Here is a 17,015-nt window from a genome sequence, read left to right on the forward strand (position 1 = left end):
CACCAACCGCGACGACAACTGATCGACCACGGCACCACATCATCCCAGCACCGTCACCGCCACGTGAGACCGGCTCTAAGTGACCACTTTTTCCGCCAGCCCCCCGGTCGCCCACGACCTGCGTGATCACGCTGCGAGGACCGGCCCGGACCGCTGGCCGCGCCGGATCGGCCGCGCTCCCAGCGCGTCCGCTCCGCGCACCACGAGCGGCCGAGGCTGAGGGGATGCGGGAGGAAGCGCTGCACGCGACCGCCGGAGTGGTGGCGGCGAGCCTCGTCGGGGCGATGGACGACGAGGACTGGCCCCGGTTGCGCAACCAGGTGGCCAACGTCCTGTCCGGCGGCGACCCGCGGCGCGCGCAGGTGATCAACGCCAGGCTGGAGGCGTCGCGCGGCAGACTGGTCCGTCTCCAGCCCGAGCTGCGGGAACAGGCCGGGGTGGACGTGGCCGCCGAGTGGCGGCGCACGATCAACGGCCTGCTGTGGGAGCAGCCGACCCTGGTGCGGGACCTGCGCGCGGTCCTGGCCGCCCAGCTCCGCCGCTGATCCCCTCCTGGTCCGGCGGAGGAGTCCACCAGCGGCCCCGCGAACGCCTCGTCCGCGGTCAGAGGGCCAGGTAGCGCAACTGCGGGACGGGCGGGACGGCGGCGCCCACCTGCCACCAGGCGCCGGCCTCGGTCCAGCTCGCCGGGTGGGTCCGCACGACCACCACCGCGGGCCGGTGCTCGGTCGCCGCCGCCTCGCGGGCCCGTGCGTACGCCCGCGCGAGGCCGTCCAGGTCCGCGGCGGGGAACACCGCGCAGCCCAGCGCCGCCGCGTGGGCCGCGAAGTCCACCCGCGGCGGCACGGCGTGCGAGGTGCGGCAGTCGTCGTAGACGTTGTTGAAGCCGGTGGCGCCCTGCCCGGTCTGGAGGCGGTGGATCACCGCGTACCCGCCGTTGTCGCAGACCACGGCCACGAAGCCGTGCCCGGCGAACGCCGCCGAGTACAGCTCGGAGTTGAGCATCAGGTAGGAGCCGTCGCCGAGCAGCGTCGTGACGGTCCCGGCGGTGCGGCCGATCGCCGCGCCCCATGCCCCGGCCAGCTCGTAGCCCATGCAGGAGAACCCGTACTCGACGTCCACCGTCGACTCGCCGCGAGCGCGCCAGCCGCCGATCAGCTCGCCCGGCAGCCCGCCGGACGCGGTCAGCACGTAGTCGTCCGGGCCGCTCAGGTCGTTGACCACGCCCACGACCTGCGCGTACGTGGGCAGCTCGCCGCCGTCGGGAGCCCGCAGCCCGTCCACGTGCGCGTCCCACCTCATCCGCTCGGCCGCGGCGCGGGCGGACCACGCGGCCGGTGCCCGCCAGTCGCCGAGCAGGTCGGTCAGCTCCCGCAGCCCCTCGTCGGCGTCGGCCACCAGCTCGGTGGCCCCGTGCTTGACCGCGTCGAACCGGGCCGCGTTCAGCGAGACGATCCGCACGTCCGGCGCGAACACCGTCCACGAGGCCGTCGTGAAGTCCTGCAACCGCGTGCCCGCGGCGAGCACCACGTCCGCCTCCGCCGCGAGCGCGTTGGCCGAGGCCGAGCCGGTGACGCCGAGCGGCCCGGCGTGCAGCGGGTGCTCGTGCGGGACGAGGGTGCGCCCCGCGGTGGTCTCGGCGACGGGCACGCCGTGCCGCTCGGCGAAGCGCAGCGCCCGGCCCGCCGCGCCGGAGTAGCGCACGCCCCCGCCCAGGACGAGCAGCGGCCGGGCGGCGGCGCGCAGCACTCCGGCGGCCGTCGCCAGGGCGCGGGTGTCCGGGCGCTGCCGCTGCGGGCGGTGCACGACGGTCCGGAACAGCGCCTCGGGGAAGTCCCACTGCTCGACCTGCACGTCCTGCGGCAGCGCGAGGGTCACCGGGCCGCAGTCGGCCGCGTCGGTGAGGACGCGTGCGACCTGCGGCAGCGTGGCCAGGAGCTGCTCGGGGCGGGTGATCCGGTCGAAGTAGCGGCTGACCGCGCGGAAGGCGTCGTTGACGGTGGCCGTGGCGTCGTGGAAGTGCTCGACCTGCTGGAGCACGGGGTCGGGCGCGCGGCCGGTGAACGTGTCGCCGGGCAGCAGGAGCAGCGGCAGCCGGTTGGCGTGCGCCACCCCCGCCGCCGTGACGAGGTTCAGCGCGCCGGGGCCGATGGACGTCGTCGCCACGCCCACCTGGCGGCGCTGGGCGGCCTTGGCCAGTCCGACGGCGGCCAGCGCCACGCCCTGCTCGTTCTGCCCGCGCCACACCGGCAGCCGGTCGCGGACCTCCTCCAGCGCCACGCCGACGCCCAGCACGTTGCCGTGCCCGAAGATCGCGAACACGCACGGGAACAGCGGCGCCTCCGAGCCGTCGACCAGCTCGGTGCGCTGGGCGAGCATCCACCGCACGAGCGCCTGCGCCGCGGTCAGCCTCATCGGACCCTCCCCAGCACCGACGTGACGGGACAGCGCGGATCGGGTTCCCGTCCCTCCCACGACCCGCGGACCCAGCTGTGCGCCGGGTCGTCGCAGAACGCCATCGACCGCTCCCCCGGCCCGGCGAGGACGTTGAGGTAGTACAGGGGGTAGCCGGGGGCCGCGACGCACGGCCCGTGGTAGCCGCGCGGAACCAGGAACACGTCGCCGTCGCGCACGACCGCGTTCTCGTCCAGCTCCCCGTCGCCGGTGTAGGTGCGGTGCAGGCCGAAGCCCTCCCGCGAGGGGGTCTCGCCGTCGCGTCCGGCGACGCGGAAGTAGTAGACCTCCTCGTTCACCACGTCGCACGTGTCGTCGTGCTTGTGCGGCGGGTAGGACGACCAGTTGCCGTCCGGGGTGATCAGCTCGCACGCCATCAGCCGGTCGGCGTGGTCCCACGCGCCCGGCGTCCCGAAGTTCGCGACCTGCCGGGTGGCGCTGCCCGCGCCGCGGACCTCCACCGGCACGTCCTGCGCCGGGCCGTAGCGGGCGGGCAGCGCGCGTTCGCAGCGCGCCATCGGCAGCGCGACCTCGGCCCCGGCGGCGCTGGAGAGCACGACGGTGGCGTCGCGCGGGACGTAGGCGAAGTCGGTGACCCGGCTGAACACGGTGTCCCGGCCGATCAGCTCGAAGCGCTCGCCGCCGGTCTCGACGACGCAGCCGCCGCTCAGCGGCAGGACGAACGCCTCGAACTCGCCCGTCCGGAGGGTCCGCGCCGCGCCGGGGCGCAGCACCAGCACGCGCAGGCCGGTGCGGGTCCAGCCCGCGTCCTCCGGCGCGAGCCGGACGGGGTCCTCGCCGTCAGCGAGCGTTCCCAGTGGTCGGTGGAGGTCCATCGGACGGTCCCCTCTCCTTCGCCGTGCGCAGAACGGCGGCGGCCGCCGCGACCGCGGAGGCCACGTCGCCGTCGGGCGGGTAGAGCAGCGCGCGGCCGACGACCAGGCCGCGGACGGTCGGGTGGCGCAGCGAGCGGCCCCAGGACGCCAGGTCGTCGGCGGGGCGCGCGGACGGCGCGCCGCCGAGGACGAGCGCGGGCAGCGTGGTGGTGTCCAGCACGGCGTCCGGCGCGGCGGGCAGCTTGAGCCACGTGTGCGCCGACGTGACGCCCAGACCGGCCGCGACGCTCGACGCCCTGGCCAGCGCCACCGGGTCGCGCTGGAGCACCAGCTTCCCGGTCTCGTCGCGCTCGTGCGGCAGCGGTTCGACCAGCGCCACCACGCCGAGCCCGGCCAGCGCGGACACCGCCCGCGCGCAGCTCTCCAGGGTGGGGATCGTGCCCGCGTCGGAGTCCACCAGGCGCAGCAGCATCTTGCCGCCGTCCAGGCCGCAGCGGGCGATCGAGCCGGGGTCGTAGGCGGTGAACCGGTCGTCGACCTCCCAGTCGGCCCCGGCGAGACCACCGCGGTTCATCGAGCCGATCACGACTCGCTCGTGCAGGCCGTCGAGCAGCAGCAGGTCCTCGACCACGTCGGGCGTGCCGAGGACGCCGTCCACGTCCGGGTGAGCGAGGGCGGTGAGCAGCCGGTCGAGCAGGGAGCGGCGGTCCGCCATCGCCAGCGGGTCGCCGCCGACGCCGAGCGCGCCGCGCGCCGGGTGGTCGGCCGCGACGAGGAACAGCGTGCCGCGCTCCGACAGCAGCCGCGACCGGCGGCGGCGGGCCGCGTAGGCGCGGCCGATCGCGCCGGGGTCGGTGGCCCTGGTGCGCAGCAGGTCGGCCCACCGCTCGTCGGGGATCACAGCAGGTCCTCGATCTCGGCGGCGGTGGGCATGGCGTCGGCGCAGGCCAGCCGGGACGCCACGAGCGCACCGGCGGCACCGGCGTACCGCGCGATCCGCGCCGGCGCCCAGCCGGAGAGCAGGCCGTGGGCCAGCGCGCCGCCGAACGCGTCACCCGCGCCGAGCCCGCAGACCACCTCCACCCGCTGCGGCGGCACGGTCCACGATCCGTCCGGCGTGGCCACGAGGACGCCGTCCGCGCCCTTCTTCACCACCGCGAGCCGCACCCCGCGGTCCAGCAGGCGGCGGGCCGCCTCGGCCGGGTCCGCCGACCCGACGGCGACCTCCACCTCCTCGCGGTTGCCCACGGCGACCGTGACGTGGTCGAGCATCCAGCCGATCTCGCGCCGGGCGGTGCCGGCGTCCGGCCAGAACACCGGCCGGAAGTCCAGGTCGAGCACGGTGTGGGTGCGGCGGGCGCGGCGCAGCAGGACCTCCCGCTGGGTGGCGCGGGCCGGTTCGGCCGACACGCCGGTGCCGGTGACCCACAGCAGCGGCACGTCCGCGACGACGTCCCACGGCACGTCGTCGGGGGTCAGCGTCAGGTCGGGGGCGATCGGCGAGCGGTAGAACAGCAGGGGCGGGTCCTCCGGCGGGTCGAGCGCGCAGAACACGACCGGCGTCGCCAGGCCGGGCGCGGTGCCGACGTGCTCGGGCGACACGCCGAACCCGGCGAGCGCCCGGCGGACGTAGTCGCCGAAGCCGTCGGGGCCGACCTTCGTGAGCACGGCGCTGGAGCGCCCCAGCCGGGCGGCGGCGACGGCGACGTTGGTCGCCGTCCCGCCCAGGGACTTCGCGAACGTGCGCACGTCGGCCAGCGGCACGCCGCTCTGCTCCGGGTAGAGGTCGACGCCGACCCGGCCGATCGTGAGCACGTCCGGTGTCATCCGATCGCGTCCCCCCGCAGCTCGTGCTCCAGCGCCTCCAGCTCGGCCCCGCCCGCCATCTGCCGGGTCAGCTCCTCGACGGAGATGTCCGCCTTGTCGTGGCTGCCGAGGCTGCGTCCCCGCTTGAGCAGCAGGAACCGGTCCCCGACGGGGTAGGCGTGGTGCGGGTTGTGGGTGATCAGCACGACGCCGAGACCGCGGTCGCGGGCCTGCGCCACGTACTTCAGCACCACACCGGCCTGCTTCACGCCCAGCGCGGCCGTGGGCTCGTCCAGGATCAGCACCTTCGCGCCGAAGTGCACGGCTCGCGCGATGGCCACGCACTGCCGCTCGCCGCCGGACAGCGTGCCGACCGGCTGCTCCACGTCGCGCAGGTCGATGCCCATCTCCGCCAGGGCGGTGCGGGTGACCTCCCGAGCGCGCCGCCGGTCCAGGAACTTCAGCGGCCCGAAGCCGACCACGGGCTCCGAACCGAGCCAGAAGTTGCGCCACACGCTCATCAGCGGCACGACGGCGAGGTCCTGGTAGACGGTGGCGATGCCGCGGTCGAGCGCGTCGCGCGGCGAGGAGAACGTCGTCTCCTCGCCCTGCACGCGCAGGACGCCGCGGTCGTGCCGGTGCACACCGGCGAGGACCTTGATCAGCGTGGACTTGCCGGCGCCGTTGTCGCCGAGCACGCAGGTGACCTCACCGGCGTTGACGACAGTGGAGACGTCGTCGAGCGCGATGACGCTGCCGTGGGTCTTGCCGATCCCGGACACCTCGATCAGGGGCGTGGTCATCAGCGCACCCTCTCCGCGCGTCGCCGCAGGGCGTTGTTCACCAGGACGGCGGCCAGCAGCATCACGCCGAGGAAGAGCTGGAACCAGTCGCTGTTCCACTGGGCGTAGACGATGCCCTGCCGGGCCATGCCGAAGATCAGCGCGCCGATCGCCGCGCCCACCGCCGAGCCGAAGCCGCCGGTCAGCAGGCAGCCGCCGATCACGGCCGCGATGATGAACTGGAACTCCAGGCCGATGCCCTGGTTCGCCTGGACGCTGGTGAACCGCAGGATGTTGATCGAGCCGACCAGCCACGCCGCGAACGCGGTGGTGCAGAACAGCAGGATCTTGGTGCGCGTCACCGGCACGCCCACGGCGCGCGCGCCGACCGCGGAACCGCCGACGGCGAAGACCCAGTTGCCGAAGCGGGTGCGCAGCAGCACGACCGCCGCGACCGCCGTGACCAGGACCCACCACAGGATCGACACGTAGAACGCCGTGCCGCCCGCGGTGATCGTCGAGGCGAACAGGAACCCGGCGGAGGCGTAGCCGTCGGCCTCGCGCATCCCGGACACCTGCACGGTGCCGGTGATCAGCCGCGTCACGCCCAGGTTGAGGCCCTGCAACGCGAGGAACGTGCCCAGCGTGACGATGAAGCTGGGCAGGCCGGTGCGCATCACCAGCCACCCGTTCAGCGCGCCCACGGCGAGCGCGAACACCAGCGACAGCAGCAGCGCCAGCCAGACGTTCACGCCGAGCCTGGTGGACAGGACCGCCGTCACCAGGGCGGTCGACGCGGTCATCACGCCGGCGGAGAGGTCGAACTCCCCGCCGATCATGAGCATCGCCACGGCGACGGCCACGATCCCCAGCGTGGAGGCGTCGTCGAGCCACGTGGCGACGCCGCCGGGGCTGAGGAACCGCTCGGTCACCACCGAGAAGAACGCGAAGACCAGCAGCGCGCCCAGCAGCGAGCCGATCTCGGGTCGAACGATCAGGCGGTCGAGCGGTCCCGGTCTCCCGAGCCGCTCGTCCGCACCGGGTGGCGCTTGCGCTGCCACGGCCATCCTCTCCACTCCCACGGTGTCAGCGAGTGCCGCGCTCGGCGAACTCGGCCACCTTCTCCACGTTCGACCGGTCCACGAAGCCCGGCCCGGTCAGCACCGGCGAGCCGCCACCGACGGTGTTGGCGTTGTCCCGGTACAGCTTGAGCAGCACGATCGGCAGGTAGCCCTGCTCGTACTGCTGCTGGTCGACGGCGAACTGCACGTCACCGCTCTTGATCGCGTCGGCCACGTCGCCGTTGAGGTCGAACGTGGCGATGGCGGCGGACGACGACGCGCTCTTCACCGCGCTCACGGCGCTCGGCGCGACCTGCGGGTTCAGCGTCAGGACCGCGTCCAGCGCGGTGTCGGCCTGGAGCGCGCCCCGCAGCCGCGACTCCACGTCGGCCGGGTTGTTGATGTCGACCTGGAGGTTCGCCACCTCACCGCCGAAGCCCTCCCGCGCGCCGTCGCAGCGCTGGTTGAGGCCGATGTTGCCCGCCTCGTGGATCACGCACAGCAGCTTCTTCTTGCCCGCGTCCCTGAGCTTCTCCCCGGCCTGGCGGCCCGCGATGGCCTCGTCCTGCCCGACGTGCGCGATGGCGCCGAACTCGGTGCTGCGGTCCGCGCCGGAGTTGACGGTGACGACGGGGATGCCGGCCCTCACCGCGCTCGCCACCGACGTCTGCAGCGCGTCCGGGTTCGCCATCGACACCACGATGCCCCCGACCTGCTGCGACACGGCGTTGTCGATCAGCTTGGCCTGCGCGCCGGGGTCGCCCTCGGCGTGGTAGTCGACCGTGACGCCGAGCTGCGTGCCCGCGTCGGTGGCCCCGTTCTTCACGACGTTCCAGAACGCGTCACCGGCGGTGCCGTGCGTGATCACGGCGACCCGCAGCGGACCGCCGCCGTCGGCGGAACCGCCGTCCGGGCCGCCCGAGGCGGGCGTGTCCGTCGAGGCGCCGGGGCCGCTGCACGCGGCCAGCAGCGCGAGTCCGGCCAGGGCCGCGCCCGCACGCGCACCCCTCTTCGTGACGCGGTGGGACGTCATCGTCTCTCCTCTGGTGGGGACCGGGGGGCGTTCAGCCCCCGACGGCCGGTGGTCGGCCGACGATCTGGTGGAGGTGCGCGAGGCTCCGCGCGGTGTCCCGCGAGGGAACGTCCCCGGCGTCGTCGGGACCGAGCGCCGTGTCCTGCTCCAGCACGAACCAGCCCTCGTAGCCCGCGTCGCGCACGGACCCCACGAGCCGCTCCACGTCCACGTCGCCGTCGCCGAGCGGCGGGTAGAGGCCCTCGCGCACGGCGTCGGCGTAGCCGAGGTCGCCGGAGCGGACCCGGTCGGCGACGTCGGCGCGCACGTCCTTGAGGTGCACGTGGCCGACGCGGCCGGGGTGACGGCGGGCCAGGTCGACGGGGTCGGTGCCGCCGATCACCAGGTGACCGGTGTCCAGGCACAGCGGCAGCGGCGAGCCGTCGAGGAAGCGCGTCACCTCGGCCTCGCGCTCGACGTGCGTCCCGACGTGCGGGTGCAGCACGGTGCGCAGGCCGTGGCGCTCGGCGATCGCGGCGACGTCCGCGCAGGTGCGGAACAGCGTCGTCCACTCGGCGCGCCCGAGTTCGGGGCGCTCGTCGTAGCCGTGCAGGCCCGTGGCGGCCGCGAGCACGAGCACTTCGGCACCTCCGGCTGCGAGCAACGCGGCCGCCCGGTCGGCCTCGTCGAGAGAGGACCGTACCCGGTCGGCGTCGTGCAGCACGATCGCGAGGAAGCCCCCGACCAGCTCGAGGCCGTGCGCGGCCAGCAGCGCGCGCAGCCGCGCCGGGTCCTCCGGGAGGTAGCCGGGCGGTCCGAGCTCGGTCGCGCGGAGGCCGAGCGAGGCCATCTCGCCCAGGACCACGTCCGCGTCCAGCACGGTGCCCCAGCCCGGTACTTCGCAGACGCCCCAGGAGATCGGGGCCGCGGCGACCTTCACCGCGGCGGTCACGCGAGCACCTCCGCGCCCGCGATCCGGACGGGCACGCCGCCGCGCCGGGACTCCTCGCACGCCTCGGCCAGGCGCAGGCTGACCAGGCTGTCGCGCACGGGTGAGGGGTTGCTCACGCCGCCCGCGACGACGTCCGCGAACACCGCCACCTCGTTGAGGTAGGCGCGGCGGAACCGCTCGGGGAAACCGGGGTAGGCGTCGGTGGCGACCGGTCCGCCGGGCTCCAGCGAGGTGAGCGGGGTGCGCGGGTCGAGTCCGGCGACGAGGCTGTCCCGGCTGCCGAGCACCTCGATGCGGTGGTCGTAGCCGAGCGGGTCGTGCCGCCCGCCGGACAGGACGGCGTGCGCGCCACCGGCGAACTTCAGCAGCACGACGGCGTTGTCCACGTCGTCGGCCGCCGCAAACGCGGGGTCGACCAGCACCGAGCCGGACGCGTAGACCTCGACGACCGGTTCGCCGAGGAGCCACGGCACGGCGTCGAGGTCGTGGATCAGCAGGTCGCGGAAGATGCCGCCGGACCCCGGCAGGTAGCCGGGGTCCGGCGGCCGCGCGTCGTTGCCGATGGCCCTGACCAGGTACACGTCCCCGACCTCACCGGCCCGCACGCGCCGGTGCAGTTCGGACACGGCCGGGTCGAACCGGCGCTGGAACCCGACCAGGACCGCCACCCCGGAGGACTCGACGTCCCGCACGAGCGCCCGCATCTCGGCGAGGTCGCTCGCGATCGGCTTCTCGCACAGGACGGGCACCCGAGCGGCGAGCGCCTCCCGCAGCAGCGCGGGGTGGGTGGTGGTGGGCGTGGCGAGCAGCACCCCGTCGCTGGCGGCCAGCAGCGCGGGCAGGTCGTCGACGCTCCGGGTGCCGGGCAGCGCGGCGGAGACCGCCGCCGCCCGGCCGGGCACCGGGTCGTGCAGCACCACCTCGTCGACCCGGTGCAGCGTCGTGAGGTTGGCCGCGTGCATGGTCCCGATCCTGCCGACTCCGGCGACTCCGATCCGCATCCGCTCCGGTCTCCGTCCTGGGGGAAGGGGGTAGAGCTGTTAGAGCGCTCTACTGACGAGCGCGTCACCAGGCTGTAACGTGGGTCACAGGGGTGTCAAGGGCGGATCTGCCGTGGCGACGCCGGAGCGGGAGGTGGCGTGGGCAGGCCGACCATGGAGGACGTCGCGCGGCGTGCGGGCGTCTCCCGCGCCCTGGTGTCGCTGGTGATGCGCGGATCGCCCAAGGTGAGCCAGACGCGGCGGGCCGCGGTGCAGCGCGCGGCGCAGGAACTGGGGTACTCCCCGCACGCGATGGCGCGCTCGCTGGCGAGCCGCACGTCGACCGTGCTCGGCGTGATGGTGTCGGACCTGCACAACCCCTTCTTCGCCGAGGTGATCGACGGGCTCGACGTGATGGCCCGCGAGCAGGGCTTCGACGTCATCATCAACACCGGGGGCCGCAGTCCGGCGCGGGAGCGGCGCGCGCTGACGAGCCTGCTGAGCTTCCGCCCCGCCGGGGTGGTGCTGCTCAGTCCCGTGGTGCCCTCCGCCGCGATCAGCAGCGCGGCGGCGCAGCTGCCCGTCGTGCTGGTGGCCCGCTCCTCGCGTCTGTCCGGTGTGGACACCGTGAACGACGACGGCGAGCAGGGGGGCGCGCTGGCCGTGGACCACCTGGTGTCGCTGGGCCACCGCCGGATCGCCCACCTCGACGGCGGAGAGGGCTCCGGCTCCGGAGCGCGCCGCCGCGGGTACCTGACCGCGATGGCCGGGCACGGGCTGCCCGCACGGATCGTGAGCAGCGAGTACACCGACGCGGCCGGCGCGCGGGCGGTGCGGGAGCTGCTGGCCGCGGGTGAGCTGCCCACGGCGCTGGTGGCCTGCAACGACCTCAACGCCGTGGGCGCCGTCTCGGCGCTGGAGGAGGCGGGGCTGCGCGTGCCGCGGGACGTGTCCGTCGTGGGGTACGACAACACCGCGCTGGCCGCGCTGCGGCACGTCTCGCTGACGACGGTCGACCAGCCCCGCAACGAGATCGGCCGCCTGGCCGCCGAGTCGCTGCTGCAACGGGTGCGCGGTGAGCGGGCCCACCCGGCCCGTCACCTGCTGCACCCGTCGCTGGTGGTCCGCTCGACCACCGCCCCGCCACCGGACTAGACCTCCTTCTCCCCCGGCGTCGCGGGAGCCGCGGGGCGGCGGAGGACGGCGGCGTGGACGTCGTCGTGATCACGGCGGCTCCGGCCGGTCGGAGCGGCTCCACGTCTGGACGGGACGCCGACCAGCGCGCTCAGTCGTCGTGACCGCCGCGGCCCCGGCCGCGCTTGGTGATCGAGCGGCGCTTCTTCTCCGCGATGCGGCGCTCCTTCGCGCCCCGGCTCGGCTTGGTGGGACGCCGCACCGGCGGCGGTGGCGCCGCCGCGTCGCGCAGCAGCGCCGCCAGCCGCTCCCGCGCCGCCGCCCGGTTCTGCAACTGCGCCCGCTGCTCGCTCGACGCGATGGTGATCACGCCGTCGACCAGCCGGTTCGCCAGGCGCTCCAGCATCCTGGCCCGCAGGTGCTCCGGCACGGACGGCGAGGACGCCAGGTCGAACGACAGCTCGACCCGGCTGTCCGCCGTGTTCACACCCTGACCACCCGGCCCCGAGGAGCGGGAGAACCGCTCGCTCAGCTCCCCGGCCGGGATGGTCAGGGTGCGGGTCACGACGATGTCCTCTGGCACCCGCTCAGCCTAGAACCGCAGTTCCGGCAGCGTCACGACCTTTACCAGCTCCTCGAACGACAGCAGCGGCTGCACCGCCGTGAGGGTGGGCAGACCGTCGCCGCCGTCGTGCTCGGCGTACGCCCTCAGCGACGTCGCGGACGCCATCGCGTAGACCTCCGACCCGTCGGCCAGCTCGGTGCGCGCGATCCTCGCGCGCCGCTCGCCCGTGTCGATCAGGGCGAGCTGCACCGTCCGCCCACCGGCCGTCCGCTCCTCGCAGGAGGCGGCGTACGCGCAGTCGACCTCGCCGCTGTTCGCCCCCGGAGGTGCGACCTTCACGAAGAACTGCCCGGACTCGCCCGCGCCGTTCACCAGGTCCGCGGACACGTCGTACTGGTCGTCGCCCTCGATCTCGAACGCGAGCGGATCACCGGAGCGCGACGGCGACGTCCGCGCGGTCAGCCCCGCCGGCACCTGCCAGTTCCCGGCCAGCACGGTGGTCAGCTCGGCCGCTCGCTCCGGCGTGAGCGGCGGGACGCAGGGTCTCGGCTCGCCGGTGGGGGTCGACCGCCCGCTCGATCCGGACGGCGGGCCGGTCGTGGGCGCACCGGTCCCGGACGGCCTGCCCGTGGTCGGGACACCCGCCCCCGACGGCCGACCCGTCGTGAGCCCGGCGGGCCCGGACGGCGGTGCGCTGGACGACGCACCGGCGCACGGGACGTCACCCGGTCCGGCCGGTCCCACCTCCAGCACCGGCCCGCCCGGCCCGGCCAGCGCCGCCGCGCCGAACACGAGCGCCACGACGGCCGTCCCCCCGGCGGCGGCGGCCGCGGCCCGGCGACGGCGCACCCGGCTCCGCCCCCGGCGGATCAGGTCGGCGGTGGAGATCCCCAGCGGCGGTTCGCGGTCGAACGCGGACCACAGCGCGGCGGTGACGTCCTCGTCCTGGTTCACGGCTGCTCCTCGTACACCGGCCGGGCGCCGACGAGGAGCCGGCGCAGCGCGCTCAGCCCCTTCGAGGCCTGGCTCTTGACGGTTCCCTCGGACAGGCCCAGGAGCTGCGCGGTCTCCGTGACGCCCAGGTCCTCCCAGTACCGGAGCACCACGGCGGCGCGCTGGCCCGGTGCGAGCCGCGCCAGCGCCGCGCGCACGTCCAGTCCCTCGGCCAGACCGTCCCGGTCCACCGCCACGTCCGGCAGTTCCTCCACCGCGGTCTCCCTGCGGCGGAACGCGCGCCGGGAGTCGTCGATGGACGCGCGGACGAGGATCGTGCGGACGTAGGCGTCCACAGCTCCGTGGCGGTGCACCCCCGGCCACGCCACGTACAGCTTCGTCAGCGCGGTCTGCACCAGGTCTTCGGCGCGGTGCCAGTCACCGCACAACAGGTACGCCGTGCGGCGCATCACCAGCGCGCGTGCGTCCACGTAGGCCGCGAACTCGTCGTCGCGTTCGGACACGTCGGCCTCCCCTCGGTCGCCGCTTGATACGGCGCGGCGACCGAGGAGGTTGCCTCTGGGGAGGTCGCCCCCGGGGAGATCAGAAGCGCGGGTGGTCTCCGGCGAGCACGGCGCGCGGCGCGCTCGCGTCGCCGGCCCGGTTGACCTCGCCCAGCACCCAGGCCGGGACGTGCCGCGCGGTGAGCACGGCCAGCGCGCGGTCGACCTCGTCGGGCGAGACGACCGCGACCATGCCGACGCCCATGTTGAACGTCTTCTCCATCTCCGCGCGCTCGACCCGGCCGCGCTGGGCGATCAGGGAGAACACGGGGTCCGGCGTCCAGGTGCCGCGGTCGAGGTCGGCTCGCAGGCCCTCGGGCAGCACGCGGGCCAGGTTGGCCGCGAGACCACCGCCGGTGATGTGCGCGAACGTGCGCACGTCGGCCTCGGACGCCAGCGCCAGGCAGTCCTTGGCGTAGATGCGGGTCGGCTCCAGCATCTCCTCGCCGAGGGTGCGGCCGAACTCCTCGACGTGGCCCTCCAGCGGCATCCGCGCGATGTCCAGCAGCACGTGCCTGGCCAGCGAGAAGCCGTTGGAGTGCAGGCCGGAGGAGCCCATCGCGATCACGACGTCGCCGTCGCGGACGCGGTCGGGACCGAGCATCCCGCTCGCCTCGACCACGCCCACGCCGGTGCCGGAGATGTCGTAGTCGCCGTCGGCCATGAGGCCGGGGTGCTCGGCGGTCTCCCCGCCCAGCAGGGCGCAGCCCGCGAGCACGCAGCCCTCGGCGATGCCCTTGACCAGCGCCGCGATCCTGTCCGGGACGACCCGGCCGACCGCGATGTAGTCCTGGAGGAACAGCGGCTCGGCGCCGCACACCACGAGGTCGTCCACGACCATCGCGACGAGGTCGATGCCGACGGTGTCGTGCTTGTCCAGCGCCTGGGCGACGGCGATCTTGGTGCCGACGCCGTCGGTGGAGGAGGCGAGCACCGGCTCCTTCCAGCGGTCGAGCTTGAGCTGGAAGAGGCCGGCGAAGCCGCCGATGCCGCCGAGCACCTCGGGCCGCGTCGCCTTCGCCGCCCACGGCTTGAGCTTCTCCACCGCCTCGTCACCTGCGGCGATGCTTACTCCAGCTGCGGCGTAGGTCGCCTTCGGGCTGTCGGTCTCGGCAGTCACGGAACGTGCTCCATCGTGGGGGGACATCTGGCTTCAGGGCCGACGCAGAGCGTCCTCGGCACCGTACCCGCTCGGCAGGACGGGAGCCGCCGAGCCCGCCACGCCCCGGACGCCCTCCAGCAGGTGCTTGCCGATGAGCGCGTCCTCCGGGAGCGGGATCGGGTACTCGCCGTCGAAGCACGCGGAGCACAGCCGCGTCTTCGGCTGCTCGCTCGCCGCGATCAGCTGCTCCAGCGACACGTAGCCCAGCGAGTCGGCGCCGACGGACCGGCGCACGCCGTCCATGTCGAGGCCGTTGGCGATGAGCTCCGCGCGGGAGGCGAAGTCGATGCCGTAGAAGCACGGCCACTTCACCGGCGGCGACGCGATGCGGACGTGCACCTCCAGGGCGCCGGCCTCGCGCAGCATCCGCACGAGCGCGCGCTGCGTGTTGCCGCGCACGATCGAGTCGTCGACGACGACGAGGCGCTTGCCGCGGATGACGTCGCGCAGCGGGTTCAGCTTGAGGCGGATGCCGAGCTGGCGGATCGTCTGCGAGGGCTGGATGAACGTGCGGCCCACGTAGGCGTTCTTGACCAGGCCGGAGCCGTAGGGGATGCCGGAGGCCTGGGCGTAGCCGATGGCGGCCGGGGTGCCCGACTCGGGCACCGGGATCACCAGGTCGGCCTCGGCGGGGTGCTCGATCGCCAGGCGGCGGCCGATCTCCACGCGGGTGGCGTGCACCGAGCGACCGGCGATGCTGGTGTCGGGGCGCGCCAGGTAGACGTACTCGAACAGGCAGCCCTTGGGCTCCGGCGTGGCGAACCGCGAGGAGCGCAGGCCGTCGGCGTCGATGGCGATCAGCTCGCCGGGCTCGACCTCGCGGACGAACGACGCGCCCACGATGTCCAGCGCCGCGGTCTCGCTGGCGACGACCCAGCCGCGCTCCAGGCGACCGAGCACCAGCGGGCGCACGCCCTGCGGGTCGCGGGCCGCGTAGAGGGTGGACTCGTCGGAGAACACCAGGCAGAACGCGCCGCGCAGCGTCGGCAGCAGGTTCATCGCGGCCTGCTCGATGCCGATGTCGGCCGCGGTGGCCGCGATCAGGCCGCACACCAGGTCGGAGTCGGTCGTCGCGCCGTGGCGCATGTCGACCCCGGCCTCGCGGGCCTGCTCCAGCAGCTCGGCCGTGTTGACCAGGTTGCCGTTGTGGCCGAGCGACAGCCCGGAACCGGCGGCCGTCGTGCGGAACGTCGGCTGCGCGTTCTCCCACGTGGTGGAGCCGGTCGTGGAGTAGCGGCAGTGCCCGACGGCGACGTGGCCGCGCAGCGACGAGAGCACCTGCTCGTCGAAGACCTGGCTGACGAGCCCGAGGTCCTTGAAGACGACGACCTGGCTGCCGTCGCCGACGGAGATGCCGGCCGCCTCCTGACCGCGGTGCTGGAGGGCGTAGAGCCCGTAGTAGGACAGCTTGGCGACCTCCTCGCCAGGAGCCCAGACGCCGAAGACGCCACACTCCTCGCGGGGATCGTTCTCGGGCTCTTCGGAAACGAGCTGTCCGGATCCAGCGACTGACTGGTCGGCTACCACCGACGACTCCCTCGTGACGGGGGTGGGGCTTCACGCCGAGTGTATGTGGAGGAGGGGGGTGGGTACCCCCTCGAACCCCCGCCGGACGTGACGAAACGCACTGCTGACCGCCTCTCACGGGCGGCGGCAGGGACCGATCGTCGTCTTCGGGTCGACGCCGTCGAACCCGTTGTCGTCCGTCTTGGTGACGGTGCACACGACCGTGTCGCCGACCGCGGTCCCCTCGGGGAACTGGTCGAGGTCCGCGCCCTCCGGGGACATCAGCCCCAGCCCGTTCTCGTCCTGGGCGACGTCCATGACCACGTGGGCCTGAACCGGCTTCCCCATCGACTCCCCCGGCGGGGAGATGCGGGTGACGGTGAAGCGCACGTCCTCCTCGTGGTGGGAGGAGCAGGCCGTGAGGATCGCCGCGGCCACCAGGACCGCCGCCACCGCGCGCATCACGCGAGCCGGAGCGCGCGACGGACGGCGGCGTCCCCCTCGGCGGGCAGCTCCACCCTCCCCCACAGCCCGTAGAAGAGGATCTGCGCCTGCCCCCGCACCACCAGGTCGGCCTGCTCACCGGGAGCGGCGGCGCGGATCTCGGGCACGGAGCCCGGCGCGAGCGCCACGAACCACGACTCGGGCACGTCGGTGCAGCGCACGACGGCCGTGCCGGTGACGTCGGGCGGGGAGTCGGTCGTCCACCGGGCGGCGAGCAGCGTGCCCAGCGCCTCGTCGATCCCGTCGACGGCCTGGTCGGCGTCGGTCGGCACGAGGGTGCGCAGCGCGGCCTGCGCGTCGAAGCGGCGCAGGGTCAGCTCGTGGGCGATGCGCCGGTGCCACACCTTCGCGAGGTCCGGCGCGGCGGGCGAGAACGTCCACACCGGCCGGTTGCCCGCAACGGCGGGCAGCACCTCGGCCGCCGCGGCGAGCTGGGCGTCCAGGTAGGACAGCGGCACGACGCCCACCGGCGCCGGAGGCGGCACGAGCTGCACCGGGCTGCCCGTGCGCAGGTGCTCCAGCGACGTCTCCAGGAACCGCGCCACGTGCAGCGTCAGCTCGGTGAACGTCCAGCCGGGACAGTTCGGCACCGGCGCGGCCGGATCGGCCGTGCCGACCGCCTCGCGGAACATCGCCGACTGCTCGGCGAACACCCCGGTCCAGCGCTGCGCGGTCCACCCTGCGGACACCTGGTGCCTCCTCCGTCCGGTTGCCACGTCCGGATCATCGTGCCGCACGAACCCGCCGTCCGTGCGCGGAACCGGG

Annotated in this window: 18 protein-coding genes; 2 read left to right on the plus strand and 16 right to left on the minus strand. The window is 74.5% G+C overall.

Features of this window, described 5'->3' with window-relative positions:
* Positions 1-224 precede the first annotated feature (224 nt).
* The gene (locus IMZ35_RS08130; RefSeq protein ID WP_199440375.1) at positions 225-545 is read left to right on the plus strand and encodes a hypothetical protein; all 321 of its coding nucleotides are present in this window, start codon (positions 225-227) and stop codon (positions 543-545) included.
* 58 nt (positions 546-603) lie between these two features.
* Here IMZ35_RS08130 and iolD read toward each other — a convergent pair whose 3' ends face one another.
* Genes iolD through IMZ35_RS08175 form a run of 9 tightly spaced genes read right to left on the minus strand, consistent with a single transcriptional unit; the run spans position 604 to position 9,904 of the window.
* A complete protein-coding gene (iolD, locus tag IMZ35_RS08135) occupies positions 604-2,415 on the minus strand; it encodes a 3D-(3,5/4)-trihydroxycyclohexane-1,2-dione acylhydrolase (decyclizing) (RefSeq protein ID WP_199440376.1) in 1,812 nt (603 codons plus the stop codon).
* Positions 2,412-3,290 carry a 5-deoxy-glucuronate isomerase gene (iolB, locus tag IMZ35_RS08140; protein ID WP_199440377.1) on the minus strand — a complete coding sequence of 293 codons (879 nt, stop codon included), beginning with the start codon at positions 3,288-3,290 and terminating at the stop codon, positions 2,412-2,414. Before iolB ends, iolD begins: the two co-directional genes overlap by 4 nt.
* Positions 3,256-4,191, minus strand: a complete 936-nt coding sequence (locus IMZ35_RS08145) for a Cgl0159 family (beta/alpha)8-fold protein (RefSeq protein ID WP_199440378.1) — start codon at positions 4,189-4,191, stop codon at positions 3,256-3,258. The genes iolB and IMZ35_RS08145 overlap by 35 nt, the downstream gene beginning before the upstream one ends.
* Positions 4,188-5,117: a 5-dehydro-2-deoxygluconokinase gene (gene iolC, locus IMZ35_RS08150; protein WP_199440379.1), complete on the minus strand. Its 930-nt coding sequence runs from the start codon at positions 5,115-5,117 to the stop codon at positions 4,188-4,190. Before iolC ends, IMZ35_RS08145 begins: the two co-directional genes overlap by 4 nt.
* A complete protein-coding gene (locus IMZ35_RS08155; RefSeq protein WP_199440380.1) occupies positions 5,114-5,899 on the minus strand; it encodes an ATP-binding cassette domain-containing protein in 786 nt (261 codons plus the stop codon). The genes iolC and IMZ35_RS08155 overlap by 4 nt, the downstream gene beginning before the upstream one ends.
* A complete protein-coding gene (locus tag IMZ35_RS08160) occupies positions 5,899-6,945 on the minus strand; it encodes an ABC transporter permease (protein ID WP_199440381.1) in 1,047 nt (348 codons plus the stop codon). The genes IMZ35_RS08155 and IMZ35_RS08160 overlap by 1 nt, the downstream gene beginning before the upstream one ends.
* A 19-nt stretch (positions 6,946-6,964) precedes the next feature.
* Positions 6,965-7,972, minus strand: a complete 1,008-nt coding sequence (locus tag IMZ35_RS08165) for a substrate-binding domain-containing protein (protein WP_199440382.1) — start codon at positions 7,970-7,972, stop codon at positions 6,965-6,967.
* Positions 7,973-8,003: 31 nt separating this feature from the next.
* Positions 8,004-8,903, minus strand: a complete 900-nt coding sequence (locus IMZ35_RS08170) for a TIM barrel protein (RefSeq protein WP_199440383.1) — start codon at positions 8,901-8,903, stop codon at positions 8,004-8,006.
* Positions 8,900-9,904, minus strand: coding sequence for a Gfo/Idh/MocA family protein (locus IMZ35_RS08175; RefSeq protein WP_199440384.1), 1,005 nt, complete (start codon positions 9,902-9,904; stop codon positions 8,900-8,902). The genes IMZ35_RS08170 and IMZ35_RS08175 overlap by 4 nt, the downstream gene beginning before the upstream one ends.
* A gap of 138 nt (positions 9,905-10,042) precedes the next feature.
* Here IMZ35_RS08175 and IMZ35_RS08180 point away from each other — a divergent pair, with 138 nt between their 5' ends.
* Positions 10,043-11,038: a LacI family DNA-binding transcriptional regulator gene (locus IMZ35_RS08180; protein WP_199440385.1), complete on the plus strand. Its 996-nt coding sequence runs from the start codon at positions 10,043-10,045 to the stop codon at positions 11,036-11,038.
* Positions 11,039-11,168: 130 nt separating this feature from the next.
* Here IMZ35_RS08180 and arfB read toward each other — a convergent pair whose 3' ends face one another.
* From arfB to IMZ35_RS08215, 7 genes are all read right to left on the minus strand, one after another.
* A complete protein-coding gene (gene arfB, locus IMZ35_RS08185; RefSeq protein WP_199440386.1) occupies positions 11,169-11,600 on the minus strand; it encodes an alternative ribosome rescue aminoacyl-tRNA hydrolase ArfB in 432 nt (143 codons plus the stop codon).
* 9 nt (positions 11,601-11,609) lie between these two features.
* Positions 11,610-12,536 (minus strand): hypothetical protein, encoded by a 927-nt coding sequence (locus IMZ35_RS08190; protein ID WP_199440387.1) that lies wholly within the window; start codon positions 12,534-12,536, stop codon positions 11,610-11,612.
* Complete coding sequence (locus IMZ35_RS08195) at positions 12,533-13,039, minus strand: SigE family RNA polymerase sigma factor (RefSeq protein WP_199440388.1); 507 nt, start codon at positions 13,037-13,039, stop codon at positions 12,533-12,535. The genes IMZ35_RS08190 and IMZ35_RS08195 overlap by 4 nt, the downstream gene beginning before the upstream one ends.
* Positions 13,040-13,118: 79 nt before the next feature.
* Positions 13,119-14,198, minus strand: coding sequence for a phosphoribosylformylglycinamidine cyclo-ligase (gene purM / locus IMZ35_RS08200; RefSeq protein ID WP_438816838.1), 1,080 nt, complete (start codon positions 14,196-14,198; stop codon positions 13,119-13,121).
* Between the two features lie 33 nt (positions 14,199-14,231).
* Complete coding sequence (gene purF / locus IMZ35_RS08205; protein WP_199440390.1) at positions 14,232-15,767, minus strand: amidophosphoribosyltransferase; 1,536 nt, start codon at positions 15,765-15,767, stop codon at positions 14,232-14,234.
* Between the two features lie 114 nt (positions 15,768-15,881).
* Entirely contained in the window at positions 15,882-16,208 is a 327-nt protein-coding gene (locus IMZ35_RS08210) for a hypothetical protein (protein ID WP_199440391.1), read from the minus strand.
* Positions 16,208-16,939: a maleylpyruvate isomerase N-terminal domain-containing protein gene (locus IMZ35_RS08215; protein ID WP_199440392.1), complete on the minus strand. Its 732-nt coding sequence runs from the start codon at positions 16,937-16,939 to the stop codon at positions 16,208-16,210. Before IMZ35_RS08215 ends, IMZ35_RS08210 begins: the two co-directional genes overlap by 1 nt.
* Positions 16,940-17,015 lie beyond the last annotated feature (76 nt).

It is taken from the genome of Umezawaea beigongshangensis, from assembly GCF_016464305.1.
GTDB lineage: Bacteria > Actinomycetota > Actinomycetes > Mycobacteriales > Pseudonocardiaceae > Umezawaea_A > Umezawaea_A beigongshangensis.